The organism is Sphingomonas sp. SORGH_AS_0789 (assembly GCF_031453055.1).
Taxonomy (GTDB): domain Bacteria; phylum Pseudomonadota; class Alphaproteobacteria; order Sphingomonadales; family Sphingomonadaceae; genus Sphingomonas.
Genome location: NZ_JAVIYV010000001.1, coordinates 2,711,852 through 2,724,863 on the forward strand (window position 1 = coordinate 2,711,852; position 13,012 = coordinate 2,724,863).

Here is a 13,012-nt window from a genome sequence, read left to right on the forward strand (position 1 = left end):
TCAGCTCCGATAATCGGCGTTGATCGAGATATAGCCGTGCGTCAGATCGCAGGTCCAAACCGTTGCCGCGCCGTCGCCCAGGCCCAGGTCGACGCCGACCGCAATCTCCTGTCCCTTCAGATGCGCGGCGACCGGGGCCTCGTCATAGCCCTCGACCGCCAGGCCCTCGCGCGCGACCAGCGTCTCGCCGAAGCGGATCGACAGCTTGTCGCGCTCGGCCGGTTCGCCTGCCTTGCCGACCGCCATGACGACGCGGCCCCAATTCGCGTCCTCGCCCGCGATCGCGGTCTTGACCAGCGGTGAGTTGGCGATCGACATCGCGATGCGGTGCGCCGAACGGTCGCTCTCGGCGCCCTCGACCCGGATCTCGATCAGCTTGCTCGCGCCCTCGCCGTCACGCACGACCAGCAGCGCGAGCTGGTGGCACAGATCGGCCAGCGCCGCGCGGAAGGCATCCGCGCCGTCGCTGTCGTCATCGGCCAGCGGCGCATTGCCTGCCTTGCCCGTGGCGAAGGCCAGCACCGTGTCGCTGGTCGAGGTGTCGCCATCGACCGTGATGCACGAAAAGCTGCGGCCATTGGCGGCGTTCAGCGCGCGTTGCAGGAATTCGGGTTCGACCGCGGCGTCGGTGAAGATGAAGCCCAGCATCGTCGCCATGTCGGGCGCGATCATGCCCGATCCCTTGATGATCCCCGCCAGCGTCACCGTGCGGCCATCGACCATGGCGGTGGTCGTCGCGCCCTTGGCGAAGGTGTCGGTGGTCATGATCGTCGCGGCGGCGTCCTCCCACCCGCAGGGCGCGGCGGTGAAGGCGGCGTCCAGGCCCGCCTCGGCCTTGTCGATGGGCAGCGGCACGCCGATCACGCCGGTCGAGGCGATGAACACGTCCGAGGGCTGGCACTCCATCGCGGCGGCGGTGCGCGCGGCGATCGCCTCGACGGCGGCGCGGCCCCGATGGCCGGTAAAGGCGTTGGAATTGCCCGCATTGACGACCAGCGCGCGGGCCTGGCCCAGCACCAGCGCCTTGCGGCACCATTCGACTTCCGGGCTGGGGCATTTGCTGGTGGTCAGCACGCCCGCCACACTGGTCCCCTCGGGCAGCGTCACGAAGGTCAGGTCGCAGCGATCCCAATTCTTGTACCGCGCGCGGGCGACGCGCAGCGTCACGCCGTCGATCGCGGGCAGGGCGGGGAAGGGCTGGGCGAGGGGCGAGGTGGCGGTGCTCATGGGGGCCAGCTACATAACCGAGCGGGGGTCAGGGGCAAGCGCTTCCATCGGCTTGACCCGGATCGGGGCGGCGGCTTTGATGGCGATCGTCGGGATCGGGGGGACGGGCGATATGTGGGGTGCAGGGCGCGGGCTGCGAAACGGCGTGCTGGCGCTGGTCGGCGTGCTTGCCATAGTGTTGTTCGTCCTGACGTCGTTCTCGATCGAATGGGCTTATGAACGCAGCCGGCAAGGCGGTCTGGGGAGCTTACCCCGCGATCTTCCGGTTCCGGCCGTCCCGCCGCGCATCCTGGGCAATCCGGCCGCCGCTTTCGGACCCGATTCCTATCCCGATGAGGCGATGCGTCAGGGGTGGGAGGGGCGTTCGAGCCTTGCGGTCCTGGTCGATCCGGACGGGCGCCCGACCCGATGCGAGGTTCTGGAGAGCAGCGGTCATGCGGTCCTCGACGAAGCGACCTGCACCATGGTCGTGGGCCATGTCCGGTTTCGACCCGCCCGTGATGAGAAGGGGCAGGCGGTGCTCGGCATCTATCGCGGTTTCAATGTCCGCTGGGAGCTGCCGCGCCTGCCGACGGACGCGCGATGACTGTCAAGGCTTGCCGGACCATGCAACGGATGGACGCGCCGCGCGTATCTGCCTAAGACAAGCCTCGCATGAACCTGCTTCTGCTCCTTTCCGCCCTTTTGTCCGCGCTGACCGGCGTGGGTGCGAGCGCGCGTGGGCAGGAGGCGCGGGGTGTCGTGGCCGAATGCAGCATCGTGGCGGCCGCCAAGCAGGCCGCCGTCGCGCGCGCCGCGACCCGGCCGGTGCAGGCGCTGGCCACGCTGGTCGTCAGTGCTCAGCCGCTTGCGCTGTTCCGGGCGACCGCGCCGCGGCCGGTCGCCGCGATCTTCATGGGCCGTCGGCGCGAATAGCCCCGGCGTCGGCTCCGGCCGACCCCCTTCCTTGCCATTGCAGTCGCGCGCGCCCGGCCTTCCGTTGGCGGCGCGCCCATCTCACGATATTTCAGTCAGGAAATCGCTTATGTTCGGCGGCCTCGCCAAGTCCCTGTTCGGTTCGTCCAACGACCGCTACGTCAAGTCGCTCAAGCCGACCCTCGCCAAGATCGCGGCGTTCGAGCCCGAAATGGAGGCGATGTCCGACGCGCAGCTCGCCGCGCAGACGGTGAAGTTCCGCGAGCAGCTCGATCAGGGCGCGACGCTCGACAGCCTGCTGCCCGAGGCGTTCGCGACCGTGCGCGAGGCGGCGAAGCGCGTGCTGGGCCAGCGTCACTATGACGTGCAGATGATCGGCGGCATCGTACTGCATCGCGGCGAGATCGCCGAAATGCGCACGGGCGAGGGCAAGACGCTGGTCGCCACGCTCGCCACCTATCTGAACGCGCTGCCCGGCAAGGGCGTGCACGTCGTCACCGTCAACGATTACCTCGCCAGCCGCGACGCCGCGACGATGGGCCGCGTCTACAACTTCCTCGGCCTGACCACCGGGACCATCATCCCGAACCTAGACGACGGCCAGCGCCGCGCGGCCTATGACGCCGACATCACCTATGGCACGAACAACGAGTTCGGCTTCGACTATCTGCGCGACAATATGAAGTATGAGCGCTCGTCGATGGTGCAGCGCCCCTTCAACTACGCGATCGTCGACGAGGTCGACTCGATCCTGATCGACGAGGCGCGCACCCCGCTGATCATCTCGGGCCCGACCGACGACAAGTCCGAGCTGTATATCGGCGTCGATGCGATCGTGAAGCAGCTGACGGCCGACGATTACGAGAAGGACGAGAAGCAGAAGTCGATCATCCTGACCGAGGACGGCACCGAGCGCGCCGAGCGCCTGCTGGAGGCGGCCGGGCTGCTCCAGGGTGAGAATCTCTACGATTTCGAGAATACCCAGGTCGTCCACCATCTGAATCAGGCGCTGCGCGCGAACATGATGTTCAAGCGCGACACCGATTACATCGTGAAGGACGGCAAGGTCGTCATCATCGACGAGTTCACCGGCCGCATGATGGACGGGCGCCGCTGGTCGGAGGGGCTTCACCAGGCGGTCGAGGCCAAGGAGGGCGTCAATATCGAGCCCGAGAACCAGACCATGGCCTCGATCACCTTCCAGAATTACTTCCGCATGTACCCGAAGATTTCGGGCATGACCGGCACCGCCGCGACCGAAGCGGGCGAATTCTACGACATCTACAAGATCAACGTCGTCACCATCCCGACGAACCTGCCGATCGCGCGCGTCGACGAGGAGGACGAGTTCTACAAGAACACCCAGGACAAGTTCCTGGCGATCGCCAAGAAGATTCGCGACCACGCCGCCAAGGGCCAGCCGGTACTGGTCGGCACCGTCTCGATCGAGAAGTCCGAACTGCTCAGCGAGTTCCTCGTGCAGGAGGGCGTGCCTCACAAGGTGCTGAACGCCCGCTATCACGAGATGGAGGCGCATATCGTGGCGCAGGCGGGTCGTCTGGGCGCCGTCACCATCGCGACCAACATGGCGGGTCGCGGCACCGACATCCAGCTGGGCGGCAACCTCGAATTCCGGATGCTCGACGAGCATCCCGATCTGGTCGAGGGCACGCCGGACTATGACGCCGCCGCGACCCGCATCCGCGCCGAGATCGCCGAGGAGAAGCAGAAGGTGCTGGAGGCGGGCGGCCTGTTCGTGCTCGGCACCGAGCGGCATGAGAGCCGCCGCATCGACAACCAGCTGCGCGGCCGTTCGGGTCGCCAGGGCGATCCGGGCCTGTCGCGCTTCTATCTCAGCCTGGACGACGATCTGCTGCGCATCTTCGGCCCCGACACGCTGTTCGCCAAGATGATGCGCAGCAATATCGAGGATGGCGAGGCGATCGGCAGCAAGTGGCTGTCCAAGGCGATCGAGACCGCGCAGAAGAAGGTCGAGGCGCGCAACTACGACATCCGCAAGCAGGTCGTCGAATATGACGACGTGATGAACGACCAGCGCAAGGTCATCTATGAGCAGCGCGCCGACATCATGGATGCCGAGACGGTGGGCGAGGTCGTCGCCGACATGCGCGCCGAGACGGTGAACGCGATCGTCGGCACCGCCTGCCCGCCCAACAGCTATCCCGAGCAGTGGGACGTCGCGGGCATGAAGCAGCAGCTCAAGGACCTGCTCAACATGGAGCCGCCGATCGACGCCTGGCTGGCCGAGGAAGCGATCGACCCCGAAATCGTGCTGGAGCGCGTGACCGCAGAGGCGGACGCGATGGTCGAGGCCAAGGCCAAGGAGCTGGAGCCCGAGACCTGGACCAGTGTCGAGAAGTCGATCCTGCTCCAGAATCTCGACCATCACTGGAAGGAGCATCTGGCGACGCTCGACGCGCTGCGCCAGGTCGTCCACCTGCGCGCCTATGCGCAGAAGACGCCGATCAACGAATATAAGCACGAGGCGTTTTCGCTGTTCCAGCGGATGCTCGACAATATCCGCGAGGATGTGACGCGCACCATCGCCTATGCCCAGTTCCAGATCCAAGCGCCGCCCGAACTCCCCGAGCTGCCCGACTTTATCACCTCGCACTTCGATCCGTTCACCGGCGAGGACAATAGCAACGACTGGGACGCCGCCGCGCGCGGCCTGCTCCAGCCGCAAATGCCGCCGATGCAGATCCCGCAGCCCGAGGGCATGGACCTGGGCACCGACCCGGCCCAGTGGGAAGGCCGCGTGAACCGCAACGCGCCGTGCCCCTGCGGTTCGGGCCTGAAGTACAAGCATTGCCACGGCGCGGTGACGGTCTGATCCGTCCTCCCGCCGAATGAAAAGAGGGGCGGTGGGCTTCGGCCTGCCGCCTTTTTCATGCCTCGTCACCCTAGGGCCGATCGACATTCAGCGACGCCTTTCCATCCCTCGCCCCTCGCAGAGGGGAGAGGGTTGCGCAGACTTGGCCTTTGCGAGAGCAAAGGCTTAGTCGGAGCTGGGTGAGGGGTGGGCGCTCGCTTGGCGAGCGCGCGAACCTTCGGGCTCGCTCAACTGCACTAGCCAGCTTCGCTAACCCTCTTCCCTGTCCAGGGGAGAGGGCAAAAAGAAGCAATACTGAATGTCGATCCGCCCCCGCGCAGGCTGGGGCCTGCTTCGATCGAAACCCGCATTCGCCGGGCTGGCGGGCGGGTGTCCCCGAGGCACAAAAAAGGGCGGCCGCCCGGCAGGCAGCCGCCCCATTTTGGTCGCGATCGGCCCGTTTTACTTGGGCATCACCACCGTCGGCCCGATCGTGTTGACGATCGCGCGCGCATCGAAGGCGCGCAGATTGTCGCGCGGGATCGGCCCCTTGCGCATCACGACCTCGGCGGTCGCCTCGTAGCGGTCGATCGTGTTGATATCCATGTTGTTGCCGAAGAAGGGATCACCCCAGAACGGGTCCCAGCTGCGCCAACCGAAGCCGCGGCCATAATAGCGCCACGACGGACCCCACCAGCCGCCGCCCCAGCCGCCAAAGCCCGGCCCGAACGCGCCGGGGGTCGAATAGGTGCGCGACCGCAGCTGCGTGTCGCGGTCGGCCATCACGAAATAGTCATAGCCATTGGCCAGCGTCAGCTCGGCGGCGCGGAACAGCAGATAACGCTCCACCGTGTCGCGCGACGTCACCGTGTTGCCGGCGAAGCTGACGATGAAGCGGCCGGGTTCCAGCTGCTGATCGGAATAGCCGGTGCGGTAGAAGCCCGTTCCCGTCGCCGGGCGGTAAGTGGTTTCGGTCGCGCATCCCGCGACCATCAGGGTGCTGGCGCCGATCAGCGCGAGCGCGATCTTCCGACCGAATTGCATGGACACTTCTTCCTTTCCTTGCCGCACGGCCGGGCCGGACGGCAACAGCCCTGTAGCTGGAATCGGTTTACCCTATCCCGGCAGAACGGTCGATGAACGGTTTGGCTCCCGCGATGAATTGTGCGTCACAGACCGGCAATATGGATGGCGATTTGCCGACGATGGGGCGCGCGGCGATGTTCGAACAGATAAATGCCCTGCCACGTCCCCAGCGCCAGCTGCCCGCCGATCAGCGGCACCGACAGATGCACCCCGGTCAGGATGGCGCGCAGGTGCGCGGGCATGTCGTCGGGTCCTTCGTCGTCATGGGCATAGGCATGCCGGTCCTCGGGCGCGATGCGCGCGAAATAGGCGAGGATGTCGGTCCGGACCTCCGGCGCGGCATTCTCCTGGATGATGAGCGAGGCCGAGGTGTGGCGGCAGAACAGGGTCAGCAGCCCTTCGTCCATGGCCTGCTCGCGAACCCAGGCGGTGACGCTCCGCGTGATGTCGGTGAGGCCCTGGCCATGGGTGTCGACGGTCAATATCGTGGTGGCTTGGCGCATCCATCCTCAATGCCCCAGCGTGCGGATCGATGCCAGCCTCCGCCCGGGACGGGCCGAATTGAACGGGTGACGTTGATGTGCGTTGTGCGGGCTCGAGGATAAGGAGACCTGCCGTGAAAGCCATGCTCGCCGCTCTGGCCGTCGTTACCGTTGCCGCCCCCATCGCCGCCACGCCCGCCGTCGCGCAGGAACGCGATTATCGCTGGCATGGCGACCGCGACGACTGGGATGCGTCGCGCGACTATCGTCGCGGCAATCACCGCGAACGGCGCCTGACCCGGGACGACCAGATCTTCCGGGGTCGCGATGGCCGCACCTATTGCAAGCGCAATGACGGCACCACCGGGCTGGTCATCGGCGCGGTCGGCGGCGGCGTGCTGGGCAATGTCATCGGCGGCGGCACGCTGGGCACGCTGCTCGGCGCGGGCGGCGGCGCGCTGCTCGGGCGGTCGATCGATCGCGGCAAGGTCCGTTGCCGCTGATCGATGCGGTGGCGGCGGCCATGACGGTCGCCGCCACCGCATTCGCGCCGATGCGCTCGCGGTAGCGCTAGCCAAGACCGGCCCTGCTGGCCCATGATGGCCGCAGGGAGGGAATTCATGGCTTTCGATCTGAGATATACGACGGCGCTCGCGGCGGTTCTGTTGGCCAGCGGGTGCAATCGGTCCAAGGCGGACGACAATTGGACCGCCGATAACGACACCGCCATCTGCACCGATGCGCAGGGCACGCGCCTTCCCGACGATCGATGCCGCCAGCACCGTGTGGGCGGCGGGGGCGGGGCCTTCTGGTATTTTCTGGGCCGCGGCCGCTCCATTCCCTATTATGGCGAGCGCGCGACGGGCGGCAGCTTCCGCGCTGCGCCCGGCGGCCGCTATGTGAGGGCCCCGGCGGGCAGCGCGATGACCCGTGCGGCGGCGGTCAGTCGTGGCGGGTTCGGATCCTCGGCCAGCCATTTCGGCAGCATCCACGCATGATCCGCCAGAGCCTGACGCCACGCCCCGACTGGCAGGCCAAGGTCGAGGCGCTCGGCCTGATCTGGCACGAGGGCAGGGAGCGCCCTTATTGGGACGAGAGCGCCTGCTACCGCTTCACCCGCGCGCAGGTCGACCGGATCGAGGCGGCGACGACCGAACTCTATCGGCTGTTCCTGGCGGCGGGCGAGGCGGTGGTCAGCGAGCCCGCCTTGCTCTCGCGCTTCGGCATTCCGCCGGTGTTCCACGATCCGATCCGCGAAGCCTGGGACGCCGAGCCGCCGGGGCTGAACTTCGGCCGGTTCGACCTGGGCTTCGACGGGCAGGACGCCCCCAAATTGTTCGAGTTCAACTGCGACACGCCGACCTCGCTGCTGGAGGCGGCGGTGGTGCAATGGGCGTGGAAGGAGGAATGCTTCCCCCGGCTGGACCAGTTCAACAGCCTGCACGAGGCGCTGGTCGCGCGCTGGGCGGAGATCGCCCCCGATCTGCCCGCCACGCTGCACGTCGCCCATGTCGCCGATCTGGCGGGCGAGGACGCGATCACGGCGGCCTATCTGCGCGATACCGCCGAGGCGGCGGGAATTACGACCGTGCCGATCCTGATGGAGCGGATCGGCTGGCACCATGACGACCATTGTTTTGTCGACGAAGGCGACATGCGGATCGAGGCGCTGTTCAAGCTCTATCCGTGGGAATGGCTGGTCCATGAGGACTTCGCGCCGCATCTGCTCGACAATCTGGCGCGCGGCGACACGCTATGGATCGAACCGATCTGGAAGATGATCTGGTCGAACAAGGCGATCCTGCCGGTGCTATGGGACCTGTTTCCGGGCCATCCCAACCTGCTGCCCGCCAGCTTCACGATCCCCGACGGCGATGCGGTGGCCAAGCCGCTCCTGTCGCGCGAAGGCGCCAATGTCTCGATCCGCCGCGCGGGCGACATCATCGCCGAGACGAAGGGCGAATATGGCGAGGAGGGCTATGTGTACCAGTCGCTCTATCGCCTGCCGGAGACGGCGCCGGTATGTTTTCCGGTTCTTGGCAGCTGGGTGGTCGACGGCGCGGCGGTCGGGATGGGTATCCGCGAGGACGGGCTGATCACCTCGAACACGGCGCGGTTCGTTCCGCATGTGATCGACGGCTGATCCGTCATGCTGGCGCTGTCTGGGGAAAGACAGCGCCGGTGGCTCCCTGAGTAGGATTCGAACCTACGGCCGCTCGATTAACAGTCGAGAGCTCTACCGCTGAGCTATCAGGGAATGTTCCGGCGCTGTGGAGGGGTCCTATAAAGGGCTCGAAAAAAGCCGCAACCCCTTTTTTGACGGTATCGCGTAAGCCCCGCCGTCAAAGCTGTGGATAAAATGCGGGTCAGGCGACGAACTGCTCCCCCCGTCGCCCGTCAGGCGACGAACTGCTCCATCGTGATGCGATCATCGAGGGCGTGTTCGGGATCGAACATCAGCGTCAACTCGCGCGAGCGGTCCATGCAGATATCGACCTGCGCCACGTCGCGCACCTCGCGCTGGTCGGCCACCGCCGAGACGGGGCGTTTGCCGGGATCGAGCACGCGGATCGAGATGCGCGCCTTGTCGGGCAGGATCGCTCCGCGCCAGCGCCGGGGACGGAAAGGGCTGATCGGGGTCAGCGCGATCAGCGCGGAGCCGAGCGGCAGGATCGGCCCTTGCGCCGAGAAATTATAGGCGGTCGACCCCGCCGGAGTGGCGGCCAAGATGCCGTCGCACGCCAGTTCGGGCAGGACGATGCGCCCATTGACCATGACCTCCAGCTTGGCGGTCTGGCGCGTCTCGCGCAGCAGCGACACCTCGTTGATCGCGGGCAGCGTGTGGACCCGGCCGTCGATCCCGGTCGCGGTCATCTTCAGCGGGGTGACGCGGAACGGCTTGGCGCGGGACAGCCGGTCCTCCAGCCCATAGCCGCGCCACTCGTTCATCAGGAAGCCGACTGTGCCCAGGTTCATGCCGAACACCGGCACCGGGCCACGCCGCCGCTCGAGCATCCGGTGCAGCGTCTGGAGCATGAAGCCGTCGCCGCCGAGCGCGATGACATAATCGGCTTCGTCGAAATCGACCCAGTCGGCGCTGTTCTGCAGGTCGGCGACCGCGGCCTGCGCCGGGGCGGTGGGCGAGGCGACCAGCGCCCGCCGGACGGGAGTCGTCATCCGCCGGTCACGCTCATATGACGCGACACCGCCGGGGCCGATCCCGCCTCGATCCGGAAATCGTGCCGCGCGGGCTTGGCCGCCAGACCCGCATCGATCGCCTCGTCCAGCGCGCGCAGCCCGCCCTCGCGCAGGGCCGCCTTCAAATCCACCTGATCCTCATGGCCCAGACACATATACAGCTTGCCCTCGGTCGTCAGCCTCACCCGGTTGCAACCGTCGCAAAAATTGGCGGTGAGCGGGGAGATGAGGCCCAGCCGCGTGCCGGTGCCCTCGACCTGCCAATATCGTGCGGGGCCCCCGGTCCGATGCCCGGCGCGCACGAGCGGGAATTGCGAGGACAGCCGGTCGAATATCTCGATCAGCGGCAGGAAGCGGTCGACCCGATCCTCGTCGATTGCGCCGAGCGGCATCGTCTCGATCAAGGACAGGTCGAGGCCCTCGGCCACGCACCAGGCGAGCATCGCCCCGATCTCGTCGTCGTTCAGCCCCTTGAGCGCGACCATGTTGATCTTGACCGACAGGCCGGCGTCGCGCGCGGACAGGATGCCATGGATCACCTGCGCGACGTCGCCGTGCCGGGTGATGTAGCGGAACCGTTCGGGATCGCGGCTGTCCAGGCTGACATTGATTCGCCGCACGCCCGCATCGACCAGCGCCCCGGCATGATCCGCCAGCCGGGTGCCGTTGGTGGTCATGGTCAGTTCGTCCAGGCCCTGCCCGACATGGCTGCCCAGCCGCCGGACCAGATCGGCGACGTCGCGCCGGACCAGCGGCTCGCCGCCCGACAGGCGGATCCGGGTCACGCCGCGCGCGATGAACCGCTCGGCGATGATCGCGATTTCGTCCAGGGTCAGCAGCTTGGCACGCGGCAGGAAGGTCATCTGCTCGGCCATGCAGTAGCGGCAACGCAGGTCGCACCGGTCGGTGACCGAAATCCGCAGATAGCGGATGGTTCGGCCATGCTGGTCGACAAGGGACCCACGCGAGGACCCACCGGGTGAGGCGGAGGCGCAACCCATGGTCATATCGCTAGACCCATGACGGGACGTCGACAAGACGGATAGGCGTTGGTGATGCCGATGCCGGGGGATAGGATGCGTTCATGACGCAGGATGAATTCGGATTTAACGCCCACATGGGGGGAACGGCGGTCTTTGCGCTTTCGTTCCACCCCGGCGACCCGGCATCCGGCAAAGCCGTGCCCACGCTGGACGAGGCGGTGATCCGCGCGGGCTGGGCGATCTGGTCGATGGCGCCGCGCGACGGTGATCCGCCCGGCGGCGACACGCTGATCGGGTCCTTCCTGACGAGCGAGGCGCGCATCGCGCTGATCGATGCGCGGTGGAACGGGGATGCGGGACTTCGCGCGGCGCAGGCGCTTGGCGCGGTGGTCGCGGCGACGGGGGCGGCGATGCTGGTCGCGGTTCCCGATGGCGACGGCATGACGCTGGACGCCTTTCTGGCTGCGGGGGCGACCCATATGCTGACGCCGGGGGCCGACGACGCGATGATCCGCGCCGCGCTGAAGATGGCGGATCGGCACGCGCGGCGCACGCTCGACGTGCGGCGGCGGCGAAGCCATGCCGATGGCGAGGTGGGGGAGATCCATCGCTGGATCGCCGACACCATCGGTCGCGGTCATCCTTGCGTCGCGATCGTCATATCGCTGTCGCGGCTGGACCTGGTCAATGCCGCGCATGGGCGTCCGGCGGGCAACATGCTGTTGCGCGGGGTGGAGGCGCGAATCCAGGCGGCGGCGGCCGAGGCATTTGGCGACGGGGCGATCGTCGCGCGGTCGGGCGGCGCCGAGTTCGTCATGGCGGGGATCGCGCCACCGGGCGAGGGGCGCGCCATCGCCGAGACGCTGGAGGCGCTGCTCGCGCTGCCGTTCCAGGCGGGGGCGGTGCCGATCCGGCTGGGCGTGCGGCTGGGCCTGGCCGAGCATCGCCCCGGCGAGGACCCCGGCATGCTGCTGACCCGCGCGGGCGAGGCGTTGCGCAAGGCGCGGGCGAGCGACGGGGCGATGCTGCGCTTTGCCCATCCGGGCGATGCCGCGCCGCTCGACGTGCTGGGCGCCGATCTGCACCATGCCATCGAGCGGGGAGAGATCGACATCGTCTTCCAGCCGCAGGTCGCGATCGCCACCGGACGGATCACCGGCGTCGAGGCCCTGGCGCGCTGGCGGCATCCGACGCTGGGGCCGCTGGGGGCCGATCCCCTGTTCGCGGCGGCCGAGCGCGCCGATCTGGGGCTGGCGCTGTCCGACCATATCCAGCAGATCGCGTTGCAGCGCGCGGCATGCTGGCCCACGCCGCTGGCCAAGCTGCGCCTGTCGATCAACATCACCGCTGCCGATGTCGGCCGCTCGGGCTTTGCCCGGCTGTTCCTCGATCGGGTGGCGGCAAGCGGCTTTCCGCTCGACCGGCTGACCGTGGAGATCACCGAGACGGGGCTGATCAGCGAACTCGACCGTGCGGCGGTCGTGCTCGACACGCTGCGCGCGGCGGGCGTCCGGGTGGCGATCGACGATTTCGGGACCGGCTATTCCAGCCTCGCCTATCTGACCAGCCTGCCGATCGACTATCTGAAGCTCGACCGCGCGCTGGTGGCCGAGGTCGACGGATCGCAGCGCGACCGGGTGGTGGTGCGCGGGGTGATCGGGATCGCGACGCAACTGGGCATGGGCATCATCGCCGAGGGGGTCGAGACGCATGAGCAGGCGCAGTTGCTCGGCCGTCTGGGCTGCGAGACCTATCAGGGTTTCCTGCGCGCCGCGCCGCTCGATGGGCCCGATCTGCTCGCGATGGTCGAGGAGGAGATGGAATGCGCGAAGTGATGGTGATGGCGGCGGTCGCGCTGGCCCCGATGGCCGCCCATGCGGCGGCCCCCGCCGTCGATCCGGCGGAAGCGGCGATCCGCGCGACGATGGTGGCGAGCGCGGCGGGATGGAATGCGGGCGATCTGGACCGCTTCATGGCGATCTATGCTCCCGATGCGGTTTTCGTCGGCAGCAAGGGGCTGATCCGCGGAAAGGCCGCGATCGCCGACAACTACCGGAAGAGCTTCGCAGCCGGGGGCAACAGCCGAGGACAGCTGCGCTTCGCCTTTCTCGAATGCAAGCGGATCGGCGAGCGGCGCATCCTGTTCGCGCGCTGGATGCTGACGGGCGGTGCCAAGGACGAGAGCGGGATGACCACCCTGGTCTTCGAGCACCGCTCCGATGGCTGGAAGATCGTCGCCGATCACAGCAGCTAGGCACATGCTGTCGCCCCAGCGCAGGCTGGGGCCT

At 67.6% G+C, this 13,012-nt stretch carries 13 protein-coding genes and 1 tRNA gene; 8 read left to right on the top strand and 6 right to left on the bottom strand.

The window, feature by feature from the left end:
* A complete protein-coding gene (argJ, locus tag QE360_RS12475) occupies positions 1–1,227 on the bottom strand; it encodes a bifunctional glutamate N-acetyltransferase/amino-acid acetyltransferase ArgJ (protein WP_309701935.1) in 1,227 nt (408 codons plus the stop codon).
* A gap of 79 nt (positions 1,228–1,306) precedes the next feature.
* On the opposite strand from argJ, the gene QE360_RS12480 reads away from it, so the two are divergent.
* From QE360_RS12480 to secA, 3 genes are all read left to right on the top strand, one after another.
* On the top strand, positions 1,307–1,813 hold the full coding sequence (locus QE360_RS12480) for an energy transducer TonB (RefSeq protein WP_309701937.1): 507 nt from the start codon (positions 1,307–1,309) through the stop codon (positions 1,811–1,813).
* A gap of 68 nt (positions 1,814–1,881) precedes the next feature.
* Positions 1,882–2,142 carry a hypothetical protein gene (locus QE360_RS12485; protein ID WP_309701940.1) on the top strand — a complete coding sequence of 87 codons (261 nt, stop codon included), beginning with the start codon at positions 1,882–1,884 and terminating at the stop codon, positions 2,140–2,142.
* A 109-nt stretch (positions 2,143–2,251) separates the two neighbouring features.
* The gene (gene secA / locus QE360_RS12490; RefSeq protein WP_309701942.1) at positions 2,252–4,996 is read left to right on the top strand and encodes a preprotein translocase subunit SecA; all 2,745 of its coding nucleotides are present in this window, start codon (positions 2,252–2,254) and stop codon (positions 4,994–4,996) included.
* A 441-nt stretch (positions 4,997–5,437) separates the two neighbouring features.
* Here secA and QE360_RS12495 read toward each other — a convergent pair whose 3' ends face one another.
* Positions 5,438–6,019, bottom strand: coding sequence for a CC0125/CC1285 family lipoprotein (locus QE360_RS12495; RefSeq protein WP_309701944.1), 582 nt, complete (start codon positions 6,017–6,019; stop codon positions 5,438–5,440).
* Positions 6,020–6,144: 125 nt separating this feature from the next.
* On the bottom strand, positions 6,145–6,564 hold the full coding sequence (locus QE360_RS12500) for a secondary thiamine-phosphate synthase enzyme YjbQ (protein ID WP_309701946.1): 420 nt from the start codon (positions 6,562–6,564) through the stop codon (positions 6,145–6,147).
* Between the two features lie 122 nt (positions 6,565–6,686).
* On the opposite strand from QE360_RS12500, the gene QE360_RS12505 reads away from it, so the two are divergent.
* The 3 genes from QE360_RS12505 to QE360_RS12515 all read left to right on the top strand — a co-directional run bounded on the left by QE360_RS12505 (position 6,687) and on the right by QE360_RS12515 (position 8,686).
* The gene (locus QE360_RS12505; RefSeq protein WP_387431621.1) at positions 6,687–7,046 is read left to right on the top strand and encodes a glycine zipper 2TM domain-containing protein; all 360 of its coding nucleotides are present in this window, start codon (positions 6,687–6,689) and stop codon (positions 7,044–7,046) included.
* 117 nt (positions 7,047–7,163) lie between these two features.
* Entirely contained in the window at positions 7,164–7,541 is a 378-nt protein-coding gene (locus QE360_RS12510) for a hypothetical protein (RefSeq protein ID WP_309701950.1), read from the top strand.
* Complete coding sequence (locus QE360_RS12515; RefSeq protein ID WP_309701952.1) at positions 7,538–8,686, top strand: glutathionylspermidine synthase family protein; 1,149 nt, start codon at positions 7,538–7,540, stop codon at positions 8,684–8,686. The genes QE360_RS12510 and QE360_RS12515 overlap by 4 nt, the downstream gene beginning before the upstream one ends.
* 39 nt (positions 8,687–8,725) lie before the next feature.
* Here QE360_RS12515 and QE360_RS12520 read toward each other — a convergent pair.
* The 3 genes from QE360_RS12520 to moaA form a co-directional block, all read right to left on the bottom strand.
* A tRNA-Asn gene (locus QE360_RS12520) sits at positions 8,726–8,800 on the bottom strand.
* A gap of 140 nt (positions 8,801–8,940) precedes the next feature.
* Complete coding sequence (locus tag QE360_RS12525) at positions 8,941–9,720, bottom strand: NAD kinase (protein ID WP_309701954.1); 780 nt, start codon at positions 9,718–9,720, stop codon at positions 8,941–8,943.
* Positions 9,717–10,748 carry a GTP 3',8-cyclase MoaA gene (gene moaA / locus QE360_RS12530; RefSeq protein WP_405052593.1) on the bottom strand — a complete coding sequence of 344 codons (1,032 nt, stop codon included), beginning with the start codon at positions 10,746–10,748 and terminating at the stop codon, positions 9,717–9,719. The genes QE360_RS12525 and moaA overlap by 4 nt, the downstream gene beginning before the upstream one ends.
* Before the next feature lie 77 nt (positions 10,749–10,825).
* Here moaA and QE360_RS12535 point away from each other — a divergent pair, with 77 nt between their 5' ends.
* Both QE360_RS12535 and QE360_RS12540 read left to right on the top strand, forming a co-directional pair.
* Positions 10,826–12,559 carry a GGDEF domain-containing phosphodiesterase gene (locus tag QE360_RS12535; RefSeq protein WP_309701957.1) on the top strand — a complete coding sequence of 578 codons (1,734 nt, stop codon included), beginning with the start codon at positions 10,826–10,828 and terminating at the stop codon, positions 12,557–12,559.
* Positions 12,547–12,978 (top strand): SgcJ/EcaC family oxidoreductase, encoded by a 432-nt coding sequence (locus QE360_RS12540; protein WP_309701959.1) that lies wholly within the window; start codon positions 12,547–12,549, stop codon positions 12,976–12,978. The genes QE360_RS12535 and QE360_RS12540 overlap by 13 nt, the downstream gene beginning before the upstream one ends.
* Positions 12,979–13,012 lie beyond the last annotated feature (34 nt).